Source organism: Streptococcus pseudopneumoniae (assembly GCF_038148955.1).
Classification (GTDB): domain Bacteria; phylum Bacillota; class Bacilli; order Lactobacillales; family Streptococcaceae; genus Streptococcus; species Streptococcus pseudopneumoniae_T.
Genome location: NZ_JBBJZY010000013.1, coordinates 38,118 through 54,960 on the forward strand (window position 1 = coordinate 38,118; position 16,843 = coordinate 54,960).

The 16,843-nt window shown below is 41.1% G+C and carries 14 protein-coding genes and 1 riboswitch; of the genes, 2 read left to right on the plus strand and 12 right to left on the minus strand.

Translation table 11 applies throughout. The features are described from left to right. Window positions 1-33 precede the first annotated feature (33 nt). Entirely contained in the window at window positions 34-1,542 is a 1,509-nt protein-coding gene (gene glpK, locus WKI23_RS05995) for a glycerol kinase GlpK (protein WP_368079272.1), read from the minus strand. Window positions 1,543-1,700: 158 nt separating this feature from the next. Beyond that, entirely contained in the window at window positions 1,701-3,128 is a 1,428-nt protein-coding gene (locus WKI23_RS06000) for a helix-turn-helix domain-containing protein (protein ID WP_368079273.1), read from the minus strand. Window positions 3,129-3,292: 164 nt separating this feature from the next. Between WKI23_RS06000 and hslO the strand changes: the two genes are divergently transcribed. Together hslO and dusB are read left to right on the plus strand one after the other, a co-directional pair. Beyond that, window positions 3,293-4,165: an Hsp33 family molecular chaperone HslO gene (gene hslO, locus WKI23_RS06005; protein ID WP_031227923.1), complete on the plus strand. Its 873-nt coding sequence runs from the start codon at window positions 3,293-3,295 to the stop codon at window positions 4,163-4,165. After that, window positions 4,152-5,132 carry a tRNA dihydrouridine synthase DusB gene (gene dusB, locus WKI23_RS06010; RefSeq protein ID WP_000183315.1) on the plus strand — a complete coding sequence of 327 codons (981 nt, stop codon included), beginning with the start codon at window positions 4,152-4,154 and terminating at the stop codon, window positions 5,130-5,132. Before hslO ends, dusB begins: the two co-directional genes overlap by 14 nt. A 73-nt stretch (window positions 5,133-5,205) precedes the next feature. On the opposite strand, the gene WKI23_RS06015 is transcribed toward dusB, so the two are convergent. The 10 genes from WKI23_RS06015 to WKI23_RS06060 form a co-directional block, all read right to left on the minus strand. Continuing rightward, window positions 5,206-7,506, minus strand: a complete 2,301-nt coding sequence (locus tag WKI23_RS06015) for an RICH domain-containing protein (RefSeq protein ID WP_368079274.1) — start codon at window positions 7,504-7,506, stop codon at window positions 5,206-5,208. Between the two features lie 76 nt (window positions 7,507-7,582). Continuing rightward, the gene (locus WKI23_RS06020; protein WP_368079275.1) at window positions 7,583-8,110 is read right to left on the minus strand and encodes an isoprenylcysteine carboxyl methyltransferase family protein; all 528 of its coding nucleotides are present in this window, start codon (window positions 8,108-8,110) and stop codon (window positions 7,583-7,585) included. A 167-nt stretch (window positions 8,111-8,277) separates the two neighbouring features. Further along, window positions 8,278-9,621: a HAMP domain-containing sensor histidine kinase gene (locus WKI23_RS06025; RefSeq protein ID WP_368079276.1), complete on the minus strand. Its 1,344-nt coding sequence runs from the start codon at window positions 9,619-9,621 to the stop codon at window positions 8,278-8,280. Beyond that, window positions 9,618-10,271, minus strand: coding sequence for a two-component system response regulator RR06 (rr06, locus tag WKI23_RS06030; protein ID WP_049513297.1), 654 nt, complete (start codon window positions 10,269-10,271; stop codon window positions 9,618-9,620). Before rr06 ends, WKI23_RS06025 begins: the two co-directional genes overlap by 4 nt. Before the next feature lie 523 nt (window positions 10,272-10,794). After that, a complete protein-coding gene (locus WKI23_RS06035; RefSeq protein ID WP_368079277.1) occupies window positions 10,795-13,227 on the minus strand; it encodes an ATP-dependent Clp protease ATP-binding subunit in 2,433 nt (810 codons plus the stop codon). 1 nt (window position 13,228) lies between these two features. Next, window positions 13,229-13,687 carry a CtsR family transcriptional regulator gene (locus WKI23_RS06040; protein ID WP_001211279.1) on the minus strand — a complete coding sequence of 153 codons (459 nt, stop codon included), beginning with the start codon at window positions 13,685-13,687 and terminating at the stop codon, window positions 13,229-13,231. 118 nt (window positions 13,688-13,805) lie between these two features. Further along, window positions 13,806-14,534: an ABC transporter ATP-binding protein gene (locus WKI23_RS06045; protein ID WP_000136220.1), complete on the minus strand. Its 729-nt coding sequence runs from the start codon at window positions 14,532-14,534 to the stop codon at window positions 13,806-13,808. After that, window positions 14,534-15,541, minus strand: a complete 1,008-nt coding sequence (locus tag WKI23_RS06050) for an ABC transporter substrate-binding protein (RefSeq protein ID WP_368079278.1) — start codon at window positions 15,539-15,541, stop codon at window positions 14,534-14,536. Before WKI23_RS06050 ends, WKI23_RS06045 begins: the two co-directional genes overlap by 1 nt. A gap of 37 nt (window positions 15,542-15,578) precedes the next feature. Next, window positions 15,579-16,337, minus strand: coding sequence for an ABC transporter permease (locus WKI23_RS06055; protein ID WP_368079279.1), 759 nt, complete (start codon window positions 16,335-16,337; stop codon window positions 15,579-15,581). Continuing rightward, the gene (locus tag WKI23_RS06060) at window positions 16,300-16,590 is read right to left on the minus strand and encodes a thiamine-binding protein (RefSeq protein WP_000647659.1); all 291 of its coding nucleotides are present in this window, start codon (window positions 16,588-16,590) and stop codon (window positions 16,300-16,302) included. Before WKI23_RS06060 ends, WKI23_RS06055 begins: the two co-directional genes overlap by 38 nt. A gap of 68 nt (window positions 16,591-16,658) precedes the next feature. Beyond that, window positions 16,659-16,761: riboswitch (TPP riboswitch) on the minus strand. Window positions 16,762-16,843: the final 82 nt, after the last annotated feature.

Here is a 16,843-nt window from a genome sequence, read left to right on the forward strand (position 1 = left end):
ACTTTCTAAATAAATCGCTTTATTCTGCCAGTATTAGTCGTCTACTTCCGCAAAGACTTGAGTTGCTTTCACAGCCTTCTTCCAGCCCTTGTAGAGTTGTTCCTTGCGCGATTCGTTCATGGATGGCTCAAAGAGTTCTCCTGTCTCGTTCAAGAGTTTCAACTCATCCAAGTCCTTCCAGTAGCCTACTGACAAACCTGCTAAGAAGGCAGCCCCCAGAGCTGTTGTTTCCAAGTTTTTGGCGCGTGCGATGTCGATTCCCAAGATGTCAGCTTGGAACTGCATGAGGAAGTTGTTCATAGCTGCACCACCGTCTACTTTCAAGACTTGGATAGCTGTCTGAGCATCCAATTGCATGGTATCAATGATGTCACGGACTTGATAAGCGATGGATTGCAAGGTTGCCTTGATAAAGTCTTCTTTGCTTGTTCCACGAGTTAAGCCAAAGACAGAACCACGAGCGTTTTGGTTCCAGTATGGAGCACCTAGACCTGTAAAGGCAGGAACGACATAAACTTCATCATTGTTGTGAGAATCACGAGCATACTTTTCCGATTCTGGTGAGTTTTCTACCATACGAAGTCCGTCACGAAGCCACTGAATGGCACTTCCTGCGATGAAGATAGAACCTTCCAAGGCATAGTAAACCTTGCCGTTGATTCCGTAACCAATGGTTGTCAAGAGGTTATTTTCAGACAACTGCATCTCTTCCCCAGTATTCATGATGATGAAAGAACCTGTTCCATAAGTATTCTTGACCATACCTGGTTCAAAGGCCAACTGTCCAAAGAGGGCTGCCTGTTGGTCCCCAGCCATACCTGAGATTGGCACTTGTCCACCGTAGAAATGGAATGGAGCTGTCTTGCCGTAGATTTCAGAGTTAGAACGAACTTCTGGAAGCATAGCCTTAGGAATGTTGAGAATTTCCAAAATCTCGTCATCCCATTTGAGTTCCTTAATGTTATAAAGCATGGTACGGGCTGCATTTGAGTAGTCCGTCACGTGAGCCGCACCGTCAGTCAATTTCCAAACTAACCAAGTATCGATAGTACCAAAGAGCAATTCCCCTTTTTCTGCTCGCTCTTGAGCGCCTTCTACATGGTCTAAAATCCAACGAACCTTGGTAGCTGAGAAGTAAGCATCGATGATCAAACCAGTCTTTTCATGGAATTTTTCCACATAACCTTGGCTTTTTAGTTGTTCAGCCAAAGGAGCTGTCTGGCGTGACTGCCAAACGATAGCGTTGTAGATAGGGAGCCCTGTTTTCTTATCCCAGACGACCGTTGTTTCACGCTGGTTGGTAATCCCGATTGCTTCGATTTGATTTGGCTTGACACCACTTTCGATGAAAGCACCTGCGATAACTGACTGAACAGAGTTCCAAATTTCATTGGCATTGTGCTCTACCCAACCTGCTTGAGGAAAAATCTGAGTGAACTCTTTTTGGCTCGAGCTGACCTTTTCTCCTTTTTTGTTGAAAATAATGGCACGAGAACTTGTAGTTCCCTGGTCAATGGCCATGATGTATTTTTCTTGTGACATGTGCTGTCCTCCTGATAAAGATCTTGAGGTGTTTCCTCTTTACACTTACTAGTATACAAAATAAAACGCTTTCTTGTTCATCAACATTTTTTAATTTTTAAAAAAACGTGAGGAGATTGTGTGAATTTCACAAAAAAGACCTGGAAGTACCAAGCCTTTTAAGTGAATAATAACTGACGAATCGCTGCCAAATCTTCCATATCCAAGTCATTTTTTAAATAATAGACTGGTGTTTGTTCCTTCTTATGAATCGGATTATTGGTAACCAGCAAATCATAATGCCGAGTTCGGTCATAGGCTTCAATGGTAATAAAACGATTGTATTCCAAATACCGTTTTAAAATAGCAGCCATCCTTGAAAAGACAAGAAAACCAGATGTCAAATCCAAACCAATCCGCATATGCTGGCCACCATTTTCAGCCATATATTCGATTAACTGGAGCCATTCCCAGAAAATCTTCTTATCTAAGTCTGTCCCCTGCTGAAAAGCGGGCAAGGCATGAAAAATCTCCTCTGCCGTTCCCCTAAAATCATGTTCCATCAGCAAATAAGGATGACGATTCTCTGCCTGGTATCTGTACTGATCTTGTAAAATATAGCCCTTATATAGATAGACTTGAGCACAAAGCTGACTGAGTTCATAGGTGACATGGTCCTCTGTATAATCACCCAGCAACTCCTCCTTCTTCATTTCTTGTATCAATTGCGTCAGCAAATCTGCCAATTGCCCTCCAAAACCAAGAATATACTCCATAGTATGAAGAGGAAGAATGCGATGGGACAAGAGGAAAGAGAAGAATATCATCATCTCACCGTCCTCAGTTCCTAGAGGGATGTGTTGCCCAGCAAAAAAGGACGGAGCCTTTCTCAGCAAACGAAGATAGAAAATATTGTCAAAATACCCTCGCATTTTCTCTTCTATAACTTGAAACTGACAGGCATTGACCCGCAGACGCTGTTGACTGATGTGAGCCCAGAGAACCAGGTCCAATTTCTGGCCCGAAGACAAACTTGCACCGCAGATTTCCTCTAAACTGGCAATTTCCTGCTTTCTCTCTGGCTTCTGCATGTGGCCTTCCCACTCCTGACTGGACCAAACCTTGCGAAAAAGACAGAAATAGAAATAGCGAATCTGATGCTCTGGACCTCGCCACCGTCCATTTTGGATGGATAAGTCAAATTCTGACAAAATCTGATTTAAACTAGCCAAATGGCGACCAAGCGTTGCCTCACTAATCATCAATTCTTGAGCCAGCTGATGGGCTAAAAACTGTTGATGGTAAAGAAGATAAACAAGAATCTGATATTTAACAGCATTCTCCAAAAACATGCTCCGAATATCTCTCCCCTTGGTAGCTGCACCGATCGACAGACGCAGATTTTCATCTTCTAAGGAGATATTCAGCTCTAAACCACTGTCCAAAGCCTTGTCATTGAGCAGGGTGACATATTTGGTTAGGGTTGCTTTTGAAAATCCTGTTTCCTCCATTACAGCCTTGACAGTCGTCTGAGACTCTTGTAATAGAAAGGAAAGGATTGAAAATTGACCACACTCGGCCTTTTCCATCAAGTCTCCTAAATACATTTGTTACCCCTTTCATTTTCTACCTTAAGCATAGCATAAATCTTACAAATGCTGAAATAATCTGCTTCTCTTTTTATTTTTCTGCTGATTTCCTGATCCATTATCCTGAAAATCAGCAAACACACGACTCCCCCTTTGGGCATTTTTATGCTAAAATAGTAGCTATGGATAAAATTATTAAAACAATATCAGAAAGCGGAGCCTTTCGTGCTTTTGTCCTAGACAGCACTGAAACCGTCCGCACTGCTCAAGAAAAACACCAAACCCAAGCTAGCTCAACTGTAGCACTTGGTCGTACCCTTATCGCTAGCCAAATTCTCGCAGCCAATGAAAAAGGAAATACCAAACTTACAGTTAAGGTGCTGGGTTCTAGCTCTCTAGGTGCTATCATCACCGTCGCTGATACCAAGGGGAACGTTAAAGGATACGTCCAAAATCCTGGTGTCGACATCAAAAAGACTGCAACTGGTGAAGTCCTAGTCGGACCTTTTGTCGGCAATGGCCAATTCCTCGTTATCACAGACTATGGTACTGGAAATCCTTATAACTCTATGACTCCCCTCATCTCTGGGGAAATCGGTGAAGACCTTGCCTTTTACCTGACTGAAAGCCAACAGACCCCTTCTGCAGTCGGCCTCAATGTCCTTTTGGACGAAGAAGACAAGGTCAAGGTTGCAGGTGGTTTCCTAGTTCAAGTCTTGCCGGGAGCCAAGGAAGAAGAGATTGCTCGCTTTGAAAAACGCATCCAAGAAATGCCAGCTATCTCAACCCTTCTGGAAAGTGACGACCATATCGAAGCCCTCCTCAAAGCAATCTACGGTGACGAGGCCTACAAGCGTCTTTCTGAAGAAGAAATTCGTTTCCAATGCGACTGTAGCCATGAACGCTTTATGAACGCTCTTGCCAGCCTTCCAAGCTCAGACTTACAGGAAATGAAAGAGGAAGACCACGGGGCTGAAATCACTTGTCAATTCTGCCAAACTACTTACAACTTTGATGAAAACGACCTGGAGGAACTCATTCGTGACAAATCTTAATACACCTTTTATGATTGGCAATGTTGAGATTCCCAATCGTACCGTTTTAGCACCCATGGCTGGTGTCACCAACTCAGCCTTTCGTACTATTGCAAAAGAGCTCGGAGCTGGGCTCGTTGTCATGGAAATGGTCTCTGACAAGGGAATCCAATACAACAACGAAAAAACCCTACATATGCTTCACATCGATGAAGGCGAAAACCCTGTTTCTATCCAACTCTTTGGTAGCGATGAAGACAGCCTCGCACGCGCAGCAGAATTTATTCAAGAAAACACTAAGACCGATATCGTCGATATCAACATGGGCTGCCCGGTCAACAAAATCGTGAAGAATGAAGCTGGCGCTATGTGGCTCAAAGACCCAGACAAGATCTACTCTATCATCAACAAGGTACAATCTGTCCTTGATATCCCCCTCACTGTCAAAATGCGTACCGGCTGGTCTGACCCGTCTCTTGCAGTAGAAAATGCCCTCGCTGCTGAAGCTGCAGGTGTTTCTGCACTCGCTATGCATGGACGTACCCGTGAGCAAATGTATACAGGTCACGCAGACCTTGAGACCTTGCACGACGTAGCCCAAGCCCTGACCAAGATTCCCTTCATCGCCAACGGTGACATCCGTACAGTTCAAGAAGCCAAACAACGCATCGAAGAAGTCGGTGCTGACGCAGTCATGATTGGCCGCGCTGCCATGGGGAATCCTTACCTCTTCAACCAAATCAACCACTACTTTGAAACAGGAGAAATCCTACCTGATTTGACCTTTGAAGACAAGATGAAAATTGCCTACGAACACTTGAAACGCTTGATTAACCTCAAAGGGGAAAATGTCGCAGTTCGTGAATTCCGAGGACTCGCTCCTCACTACCTCCGTGGAACATCTGGCGCTGCCAAACTTCGTGGAGCTATTTCACAAGCTAGCACCCTAGCAGAGATTGAAGCCCTCTTACAATTGGATAAGGCTTAATAGATTAAAACCCGTAACTCTCTTAAAGGTTACGGGTTTTTGATTTATATAGGCAAGCAATATCTATATGAAATTAGTCATTCTCCGTCTTTTTTCCTTTTAATAGATAAACACCTACTAGAGATATAAGACCTAAGAATTCCATAAGCAACGTTGACATTGTTCCAGTTGATGGGAGTGCTTGCTTATCTTTTTTATCTGAATTTGAACGATTTTCACTCATTTGATTTGCTTTATCAGCAAGAAGAACCATTTCCTTATCATCAGATTGAGTTTTTCCTTCCCTATTTGCCTCTGGCTCGGCAACCATTTGTTTTTTAGGAAGTGTTTTAATCGCAAATAAGCTGAAATGACTCGTTTTGAAAACGACTTGCCCATTTTCAACTGTTGATGGGAGTAACTCCAATTCTCCATTTTCTTTCACATGGTAAACTTGAATCTCAGAATCAATATTACCAATTGCAAGACGAACTACTCTCTCTCCCTTCACATGGGTTTCTTTTCCATCTTTTGAAAGGGAAATATCAAATATGCGCACTGTTCCTTGTCCTGTTTGACGGGTAACATTATCAATCATTTCTTTTGTTGTTACCTCTTTAAGATTGACAGAGTCTGCTTCTGTAGCAGTTTCAAACATAACAGTAATCTTGGCATTTCCATTTTGAGTTGTAAATACCTTTTGAACAGTAGATGTCGGTTGAGATGAGAGAGTAGGAGAAAGACTGTTAGATCTTGTAGGAGATGAAGAATTTGTCTCGTTTCCTGATGGTTTGCTTGGAGTAGATTCCCCTGGTTTTTCTGGAGTTTCTGGTTTAGTGGAAGCACTAGAACTTCCTGAAGAGCTGGTAGAACCGGAGTGTCTTCCTGTGGTTGAATCTGATGGATTCAGTTCCTTTTCCGCAGGTTTGCTTGGAGCAGGTTGCTCTGGTTTTTCTGGAGTTTCTGGTTTAGTGGAAGCACTAGAACTTCCTGAAGAGCTAGTGGAACCGGAGTGTCTTCCTGTGGCTGAACCTGATGGGTTCTGCTCTTTTTCAGCAGGTTTGCTTGGAGTAGATTGCTCTGGTTTTTCTGGAGTTTCTGGTTTAGTGGAGGATCCTGAATTTGCCGAAGAAGATAAGCCCTTTTTAAAGTTAGACAAAGCTTCATCTAGTTTTGATCGACTCTCTGCCACCAGTTTCTTTAGTTGGGTTTTTTGGGTTGATTCATCTAATTTATGCAAATACGTTTTTTCAATATCTTTTAGCTTTTTAATTAGCTCTACAGTATTGATATGTTGCTCTTTTTCTAAATTTTTCTTGATGTCATCCAATAAACCTGTTAGATGTTTAGTGACCGCTTCCTTTGCCTTATTTCGCTCTAAGCTGATTTCTCGTCCCTTATGTTTAACGACTAGAGCTTCTATCTCCTGTTCAGCTTCTTTCACCAAGTTTTCCACTTTTTCTTTACTCGAAGCCTCATCAAACATCCTTTTATACTTCTCTACAGATTCTTTGGATTCTCTTAAAAGATCTGTAAACCAAAAAACTCCTCCATTTTCCTGTTTTAAACGAGTAAGTCTATAAGCGTCCAAAGTTGTTTTAGCTGTTTCTTTAGCTTCTTTAAGATTTGTCTCCGTAGTTTTTTCAGTAGAAACTATATTTCCTCCTTGATTTTCTACTTTTGGTGGAGTTGGATTATTATGTTCTTTTCCAGAAGGTGAATCAGAATCTAATCCTTGATTCGCAGGCTTAGTCGTATCACCTCTACCATTAGAAGAATTAGAATTTCCTGATGGTTCACTTTGTTGATTTGATAAACTATTCTTAAAGTCCTCTACCAACTTATCTAGCTTATTTTTACCCTCTTGTTCTAACCTTTTTATATCTTGGCTATCAATACCTTCATCAAATCTTCGTTTATATTCTTCTACAATATCCTTAGCTTCTTGAATAAGCTTGTCAAACTGAGGATCTTTTTCATCAACCAATTTTTCAAGTCCCATTAAAATCTGATCTAAATACCTAGGAAACTCAGTTTTAGCTTTTTCAACTACTTCATCATGTTCTTTATTACGTATTTCCAAACTTTCTTGATGAAAGTTATTCTCTATCTCAGCTAGTACTGAATAGTTCATCTCCTGTTCAATCCGCTTTCTGTACTCAGTTTTTTTATCTTCAGGTAAAGCTGTCTCTTCCAACTCTTTTAACAAAAGTTGCTTATATTCCTTCAGCTTATCTTGCCCACTAGATGTAACCGTGGGGTTATTCCCACCTCCAACCCCTTCTGCATGGACTACTCCTCCTAAGAACAAGCTAGCAACCACTACACTAGCTACTCCAACACTAAATTTACGAATTGAATAACGTACTTTTCTTTCACTTTTTGATGCAAACATGATTATTTCCTCCAATATTTTTCTTAACACTACTATATCATTTCAATATGAACTGTATATGAATTGAATCTTGTATTTATCTCTTTATGCTTCCATTTGGGATTATAACTTCATGTAATAACTTTTCCTCTTCAGCTATTCGTCGATACAAAATAACTGCATAAACTGGAAAAACTAAAACAAAAGTCATATAGGCATGACTCAGCAAGGTCAAGCCAATCAACTCAGGAAGGATATTTAAAAAGTAATTGGGATGTTTTACTGTCCTAAATAAGATATGATCCACAAACTTATGATTCGGTGCTAACATCAACTTGACTGTCCAAATATCCCCAAGCAGATGAATAACAAGTAGCAACATCAACATAGAAAATATCAGGAGCACCAAACCCACAACACTCATCATATTGAAAGACGGTTGATAGACTAGGGCTTCCATAAAACAAGCCAGATAAAAAACAATATGAACCAAGGTAAGACGTTTGGTATTTTTAATGCCAAATTCTCGCCCACCATCCCTACGAAGCCGTTTTTCATTTGCAATTGATTTCTTTAGGAACAATAAGCGAATTAAAAATACACAGATAATGATTATTGCTATCATCACGATCCCCTTTCTTTACCACTACTGTAACATCTCTATGTTAACCCAATATGAATTGAAAAAGAAAAAGAACGAAAACTGATTCCGTTCTTTGATTTACTCTATCACTATCATTCAAACTATGCTTCCTTAAATTATCCTCAAGTAAGAAAAGAGTCTAACTAAAGCTAACTATCTGGTAATAAGCAGATTTTAAATTCCATCCCTTGTTCATAAGGCAAGAAACTATAGGACATACGATGACTTTCTAAGATATTCTTAACAATATAAAGACCCAATCCTGATCCTGTTTCTCTATCTGTTACAATTTGTGAATGGTAAAAAATATCAAATAAATGTTCTAACTCTTCCTGATTCAACGGAGCACATGTATTCCTAATAGAAAGATAACCATCTTGCTCAGAAATAGTCACAATGCCAGATTGATCTGAGTACTTGATAGCATTACTGATAAGATTTGTCAAGACTTTATCCAAAGCCTTCAAGCTCATCCTTACTTTTGTATCAGTAGTCAACTGATTATCAATCACAAGATTTTTAGAAAATGCCAATTCCTGATATCGAGACAAAACATCTGTCAAAACGGTATTTACCATTAAAATCTCACTGCACTCTGTCCATTCTTGAAATTTAGAAGATTCCAACACTTCCTCTAGCAAGAAACTCATCTGATCGATTTTATCAATACTCTTTTCAAGATATTTAGGGTGATCCTTATAATCCCCCACATTGTATTGCATATTTTCTAAGATAATCCTGAGAGTAGCTAGAGGTGTCTTTAATTCATGCGATGCTCCACGGACAAAGGAAACCTTTTGATTTTGCAATTTTACAATTTGCTCATTGTGATTTTCCAACTCATGAATAACCTTCAACAAGTGCTCATACACACCATTAATCTGTTTTCCAACTTCACCAACTTCATCTTTTCTGCTTTCATCAAAACGAATATTGTCATCCAAATCTTGCATCTTACTAGTCACTTCTGAAATGTAAAAAAGAGGATTGAGCAAGCGTTTCGTATAAAAATAAGAAAAAACAAAGGAAAAAGCAATTGTAACCAAAAATGTATAGGGGAGATACAAAAGCAAAATATTCTTTGCTTCTTTGTAGATATCCACTCCCTGCACAAATTGCACCGTTACCTGTTTACCATCTGCTGTATTAACAGGCTTATCTAACATCACAATATAATTTGATAGCTCTCCATCTTTAATATCCAAGTCATGCACAAGAGGGAGCCGCTTATCTAAGATATCTCTTTTAAGGTGAGCAGATATAGTCAAGGACTTTGAATAAGACTGGAGTAAGCTTGGAATTTCATCAGCTGTCTTAGTCTTTAAATACTCCGTAAACACTCTTGCGCTCTCATTAAACTTTTCCCCTTCCAACTGAATATAATAAAAAGGAAAGGTCAAATAAATAGCTATATGAATGACTAGACCAACACCACCTAGAATTGCAAAACTTCTTAAAAAAGACTTGGTTAATAATTTAGGATTTTTTATCATAAGCTAATCTTATACCCAACATTTTTCACAGTCACAATGCAATCTAAAGCCAATTTTTTGCGAAGAGTACGAATATAGACATCAACGACCCTATCACAAGGTAAATCAGCTACATCTTTTGAAATTTCTTCCAATATCTGCTCTCTACTTAAAACTTGATTTTTATGCTGAATCAAACACTTTAGTACCAATAATTCCTTTGGTTTGAGATCAATTTCTTCATTTTTATAATGTGCTTTGTAAGAGGTAAAATCCACTGTTACATCCTGATATTGCCAAAGATCCTCTATGACGTAGTAACGTCTGATAAGCGCTTTAATACGCTTGGCGAGCAGTACCAAAGAAAAAGGCTTTGTCACATGATCATCAGCATAGAGATCAAATACCTGTGACTGAGTAGTTTCATCTCCCAGAGCACTCAAGACGATGACAGGAATATCGTGCTCTTGATTGATTTCTTTTAACACTTCAAAACCACTCTTCCTAGGCATCATTAAATCCAGCACCATGAGATGGATAGGGAGATCTTGAAATTTTTCCAAGGCCTCTTGTCCATCCTTAGCCATAATGACATGATAACCCTCTTCTGTCAGAAATGCTGCAATTCCTTCTCTAATCATTTCCTCGTCATCTGCAACTAAAATGTTCATCTTTCTCCCTTTCTACTACCGGAACTTCACACATCTATTTCCTGTATGTTATTTGAAAATTTCCTACCAGCCTATCATCTATGATAATGGAATGGATTTCATTTATCCGCTACTTGTTGTCAACAACAACGTCAATACAAGAAAATCATTCATCTTGCAACTTAGTTTGATTTTTCAAATACCAGCTAGAACGGGCTTGACAGGCAAAAAAGAAACAGGTCTCTTTTGAAAGGATAAAAATTTCAGATAAGACTGCTCTTTTTCTACTACACACGCTCTAAGACAAATACGATGGAGGGTAATAAACATATGAATTTTGGGTTGAATAGTGAAAACCACGGATCCTTTAGAAGCTATAGGTTTTAGTTTCATACTCTTCGAAAATCTCTTCAAACCACGTCATCTCTATCTGCAACCTCAAAACAGTGTTTTGAGCAACCTGCGGCTAGCTTCCTAGTTTGCTCTTTGATTTTCATTAAGTATCACTCCACTATGACTTATGGTCGCTGATACTTTTATTCTTTTATACAATATCAAATTTTAACTGGCCTGCTTTAACACCAATCTTCAGTGTGCTGCCTGCCACCAAATCTCCCTTGAGAAGAAGTTCTGCCAACTTGTCTTCCACTTCTGTTTGTAGGGTTCTGCGAAGTGGACGAGCTCCCATCCCTGGGTCATATCCTTGATTTGCCAATAATTTCAGTGCGGAAGCTTGTAATTTCAAGTCAATGCCCTTTTCAGCTAAACTTGCCACTAAAGGTTTGACCATAATCTTCACCACTTCCTGCATATGGTCGCTAGACAGGCTATGGAAGACCACCTTTTCATCAATACGGTTGATAAACTCAGGTCTATAAGCTTTTTTCAGCTCTTCAAACATGCGTTTTTCCATATTTTCCTGATCAAAACGAATGTCCTTTGCCCCAAAACCAACTGTCTTGTCATCACGAAGGGCTGTCGCACCAAGATTTGACGTCATGATGATAATGGTATTTGAAAAGTCAACCTTGCGTCCCTTGCTATCGGTCAAGACACCATCATCCAAGACCTGCAAGAGAACATTAAAGATGTCTGGGTGAGCCTTCTCTACTTCGTCAAAGAGGAGAACAGAGTATGGTTTGTTGCGAACCTTCTCGGTCAACTCCCCACCTTCTTCATAACCCACATAACCCGGAGGAGCTCCGTTGAGACGGCTAGCTGCAAATTTCTCCATATACTCACTCATATCAAAGCGGATAAGGGCTGATTCGTCGTCAAAAAGAACTTCTGCCAGAGCCTTGGCCAATTCGGTCTTCCCGACACCTGTAGGTCCTAAGAACATAAAGGAACCAATCGGACGCTTGTGACTGCGAATCCCTGACTGGTTGCGGCGAATCGCACGGCTAATACTTGAAACAGCTTGATCTTGACCGATGACACGTTTGTGCAGTTCAGCTTCCAAGTTTAAGTATTTCTTGGCATCAGTCTGAGTCAGTTTTTGAACGGGGATACCTGACAAGCGACTCAAGGTGGTCAAAATATCAGACTCTGTCACCAAGTCTTTATAGACAGGTACTTCCTCTTCTTTTGCGATTAGCTGGGCAGCCTGTTTCCACTTGCCATCCATCAAGGCCTTGTCAGCTGGACTCAAACCTGAATCGTCTGCTTTTACATGCTTAGCCTTATTTTGCACTGTTGCTGCCGCTTCATCCAAGAGGTCGATAGCAGAGTCTGGCAAATGACGACTCGTCAAGTAACGATGGGCCATCTTGACAGCTGTTTCAACCGCTTCATCTGTGATTTGCACACGGTGATGCTTCTCATAAGTCGCCTTCAAGCCTTGCAAAATGGTCATGCTGTCTGTCACACTTGGTTCTTCAATCGTCACTTTGGCGAAACGACGAGAAAGGGCCGCATCTTTTTCGATGTGTTTTTGGTATTCTTCCTGAGTGGTCGCACCAACCGTTCTCAAAGTTCCACGCGCCAAGGCTGGTTTCAAGATATTGGCTGCATCCAAAGTTGAGTCGATCCCACTACCAGAACCCATGATGGTATGAAGTTCATCGATAAAGAGAATGACTTGGCCATCTTCTTCAATATCCTTGATGATATTATTCATGCGCTCCTCAAAGTCACCACGGAAGCGTGTCCCTGCAACAACGTTCATCAAATCCAGTTCTAACACGCGCATCTTAGCCATTTCCGTAGGCACATCCCCACTAGCAATACGCTGGGCAAGACCAAGCGCTAGAGCGGTTTTCCCGACACCAGCATCTCCAACCAAGACAGGATTATTTTTGGTCTTTCGACTCAAGATTTGAATCATACGCGAGATTTCCTTGTCCCGACCGATAACTGGCTCTAACTTGCCAAAACGCGCTTGCTCTGTCAAATCATGCGTATAGTCCTCGAGACCACCGCTCGGAGTCTGCGGCATGCCCATCATATTAGCCATAGAATTTTGCTTGTCAGCTACTGTACGATGGCGTTGGCGTAGAGCCTTAAGGTCTTCACGAGTCCAGCCTGCTCGTTCTTCTAAATTTCGACGTAGGGCAGCAATCTTAACCTGATCTTTCTTGTCTTCATAAGAAAAACCAGCTCTCTCCAAGATACGAGTTGCCAAGGCATTGCCATCATGCAAAATCGCATAAAGGACATGCTCTGTCCCTAACACCTTAGCATGGACCACTGACGCTACATACTCTGCTTCATCAAAGAGGACCTGCAAACGATGGGAGAACGGCAATTCTGTAAAGGTTTCATCCTGTCTATAGTCCGTTTCAGTCAGTTCCAAAGCGACTTCTTCTAAACGGTCCATCTCATATGGATAATCATTTAATGTCGCCCCTGCCACACTATAACTGTGATTGGACATGGCAATCAACAAGTGCCAAGATTCTAGGTAACGAGCTCCAAAATGGCCAGCAACCATGTAGGCACTTTCGATACATTCATTCAATGCTTTTGAATAGTTCATCTTACTTCCCTTTTCTATCTACCTCTTGTATGACCTGTCGTAGCATATTAGCACGAACAACTGGAGCTTCTTCTCCTAGAACGCGATCCAAAGCTACTGATACTAGCAAATTCATCTCTTGCTTGGTCATCAATTCCTGCTCAACCAAAAGCTGGAGAATATCTTCATAAATTTCTTGACTAACCCGCTCGCCAATCGAATAAAGCAGCTCCCTGAGCATTTCATGATGACTAGAAAACTCAATCCGTCCTATACGAATGTAGCCTCCGCCACCACGCTTACTTTCAACCAAGTAGCCTCTACTTTCCGTAAAGCGTGTCTTGATCACATAGTTAATCTGACTAGGAACAACCTGAAAGGTATCTGCCAACTGACTACGTTGCAACTCCACGATACCAGATTGATCTAAAATTGCCTTGATGTAGGCCTCAATATGATCCGATGTATTTTTAAATCTCATTACAAACCCACCTCTCTCTTTAAACCTTGACTATCTTTGACTATTATACCGAAATTTTCTCATTTTTAAAAGAAAAAGGGCGCTGGTAAAGGATAATCTTCACCAACTCCCTATTTTTCTACTTATCTAAGCCTAATTCTGCTAAGATTTGACGTTTATAGGCAATCTTTTGGACTTCCTTGTCCTCGTCCTCAGACCAATCTAGTTTAATTTCTGAAACAATCTGCCCAGGGCGATTTTTCAAGATATAGATGCGGTCGCTGAGACTGAGGGCCTCCTCGATACTATGCGTGATGATTAGGGTCGTCAGCTGCAACTGCTTGTGAATCTCAAGGTACCAAGCGTGGAGTTCCATCTTGGTCATCTCATCCAAGGCGCTAAAGGCCTCGTCTAAAAGAAAGAGCTTGTGCCCGAAAAGGTAAGTTCGAAGCAAGGCTACACGCTGACGCATCCCGCCACTGAGTTCATGAGGGTATTTATCTCTTACAGCTGTCAACTGGAAGGTCGCAAGAATTTCATCCGCGCGGGCAATGGCTTCCGCCTTATCCACTTTTTGAATCAAGAGAGGAAGAATGATATTACCAAGCACCGTCTTGTGCTCCAAGAGCAGATCCTTTTGCAACATATAACTCACGCGCCCCTTGGGATTCTCCTCCCCATCAAGGACAATTCTCCCTGACTGGACTTCTAAAATCCCAGCGATTAAGTTGAAAAGCGTAGTCTTACCAACACCACTTGGGCCTAGGATGGAAACCACTTCTCCTGAAGTCACCTGCAGGTTGATGTCCTCTAAAATCCTCTCTTGACCATAGGCATAACTGACGTGTTCTAGTCTAATTTCTGTCATTATTTCACAAATTCGTTGGTGAAGCCTTTGTCTGTCAAGTCTTCTTTAAGGATACCATTTTCTTTATCCCATTTGTAGAAGGCATTCCAGCGAGTTGCATCAAATTGACCCCATTTTTCCTTGTCGCTTGCGTATTCTTTTGACAAGTATTTTTGTGATTCGATGACAAAGTCACGTTTTTCTTTTAGCTCAGGTGCATTCTTAATGAGGATATCGGCTGCTTCCTCTGGATGCTCCATGGCATATTGGTAGCCTTTTTTAATAGCTTGGATGACTTTACGAGCTTCTTCCTTGTTGTCTTTCAGATAGTCGTTGTTTGCGATGATAACTGGTGAGTAGTAGTCAAACTCCTTGACATAGTCTTTCAAATACATGAAGTTAGCGTCTACGCCTTGAGATTTAGCAAGGATTCCATCCCAACCGTAGTAAATCCAAGCAGTGTCAAAGACGCCATTGGCAATCGGTGTAATTGAGTTTGAGTCGTTGTTTGGTACTTTTTCGACCTTCTCAAAATCTCCACCTTGTGATTCTACCAAGGTTTTCAACATAGCAAGTTCAGTTGGATCATTCCAAGTTCCGTATTTCTTCCCAACCAAGTCTTTTGGACTGGTGACATTGTCAGATTTACGAGAGATAATTCCTGATGTATTGTGCTCTACGATAGCTGCAACGGCAGTAATTCCTGCGCCTTTTTCTAACTTCTTAGCCATGTAATCTTGGAAATACACTGCAAATGGTGCCTTACCATTGATCACCAAGTCAGAAGAACTTTCTTCTGGTGGCAATTTCAAATCAACATCCACTCCAGCTTCTTTGAAATAACCTTTTTCCTTGGCAACATAAAGCCCTGTGTGGTTGGTATTTGGTGTCCAGTCTAGGATAAAGTCAATTTTCTTGAGTTCTGCCTCTTTGTTGTCTTTAGAAGCAGTTCCTTGACCACAGGCCACAAGCACAACAGCTACAAGAGTTGTTACAAGCGTTAAAAACACTTTCCATGTTTTTTTCATTTTGATTTCCTCTTTTCTTTTTTGAAACATTCTTATCTCACGAACGTTTCCATTTAATCACATATTTTTCACTAATATCGACCAATTTCATACCAAGAAGGCTGATAATCGATACCAAAATAATAATAGCAAACATGGTATCATACTGAAACAGTTTCTTGGACTGAATCATGTAGACACCAAGCCCCTCAAAGCCTCCCAACCACTCAGATACCACTGTTGTGATAAAGGCGTAGGAGACACTGACCCTCAGACCTGCATAAAAGTAGGGCAGGCTGACTGGAATTTTAAAATGCCACAGGATTTGCCAAGGCTTGGCCCGCATCAGACTAAACAAGGTCAGCATATCCTTGTCACAATGCCTAAAACCGTCCAAAATGCTGACGATAATAGGAAAGGTTGTCGTCAGGATAATTAAGACAATCTTGGGCAAAATCCCATAACCTAGCCACAAGACCAAGATAGGAGCTATGGCAATAGTCGGAATGGTCTGCACAACCACCATCATAGGATAAATCAGGTCATTGAGCCAAGTCAAACTGTCCATAAGCACAGCCATTAGACAGGCAATCAAGACTCCTAGAACCAACCCCAGTAAAGCCACTCTCAAGGTGGCCCAGCTATGGTGCCAGAGAAATTCTCTGTCACGAACAAAGGCCTGAAGAATTTCAAAAGGTGTCGGCAGGATAAACTTGGGGAGAAGTTTAAGCAATCCTGCTAGCTGCCAGATTGACAAGACCCCTAGAAAGCCCAATAGACTAATGTGTCGTCTCAGTATACTTTTCAAGTTTCTCATCAATACTTAAAATCTCTCCTACATTTATTTTGACATTGGCAAAGACATTATCTGCCTCCTGCCCTGCCACTTCCAGCGCTTCTTTGAGAATGCGCATGAGCTCATCAAACTCCCCTTCCAAGACCGTTTCAAATGGTGTCACTACCATGGTCACTTCTTGAGCTTGCAGATAAGCAATGACCTGATCGATAACAGCTATCCGATCAATCCCCTGTGCTAGGGGTAAAACTTGCAAGGCAATGCTTGCTTTCATAACAACCTCCTCTTCTCGTTTTCCTCTTTATAAAAAGAAAACCTTTACCATATATGGAAAAGGTCAAGAATAGACTAAGTATCGTTCCCTACGCTGGCATTACCCAGATCAGGTGCGGTCGAAGTTTAACACTTCCTCTCAGACTGTACACAGACTCCCATACATTATATAGATATATGATAGCGCAAAATAAGAAAAATGTCAAGGAAACTGCTTACAGAAAAGAGCAGGAAATTTTTCCTGCCCCAATTTT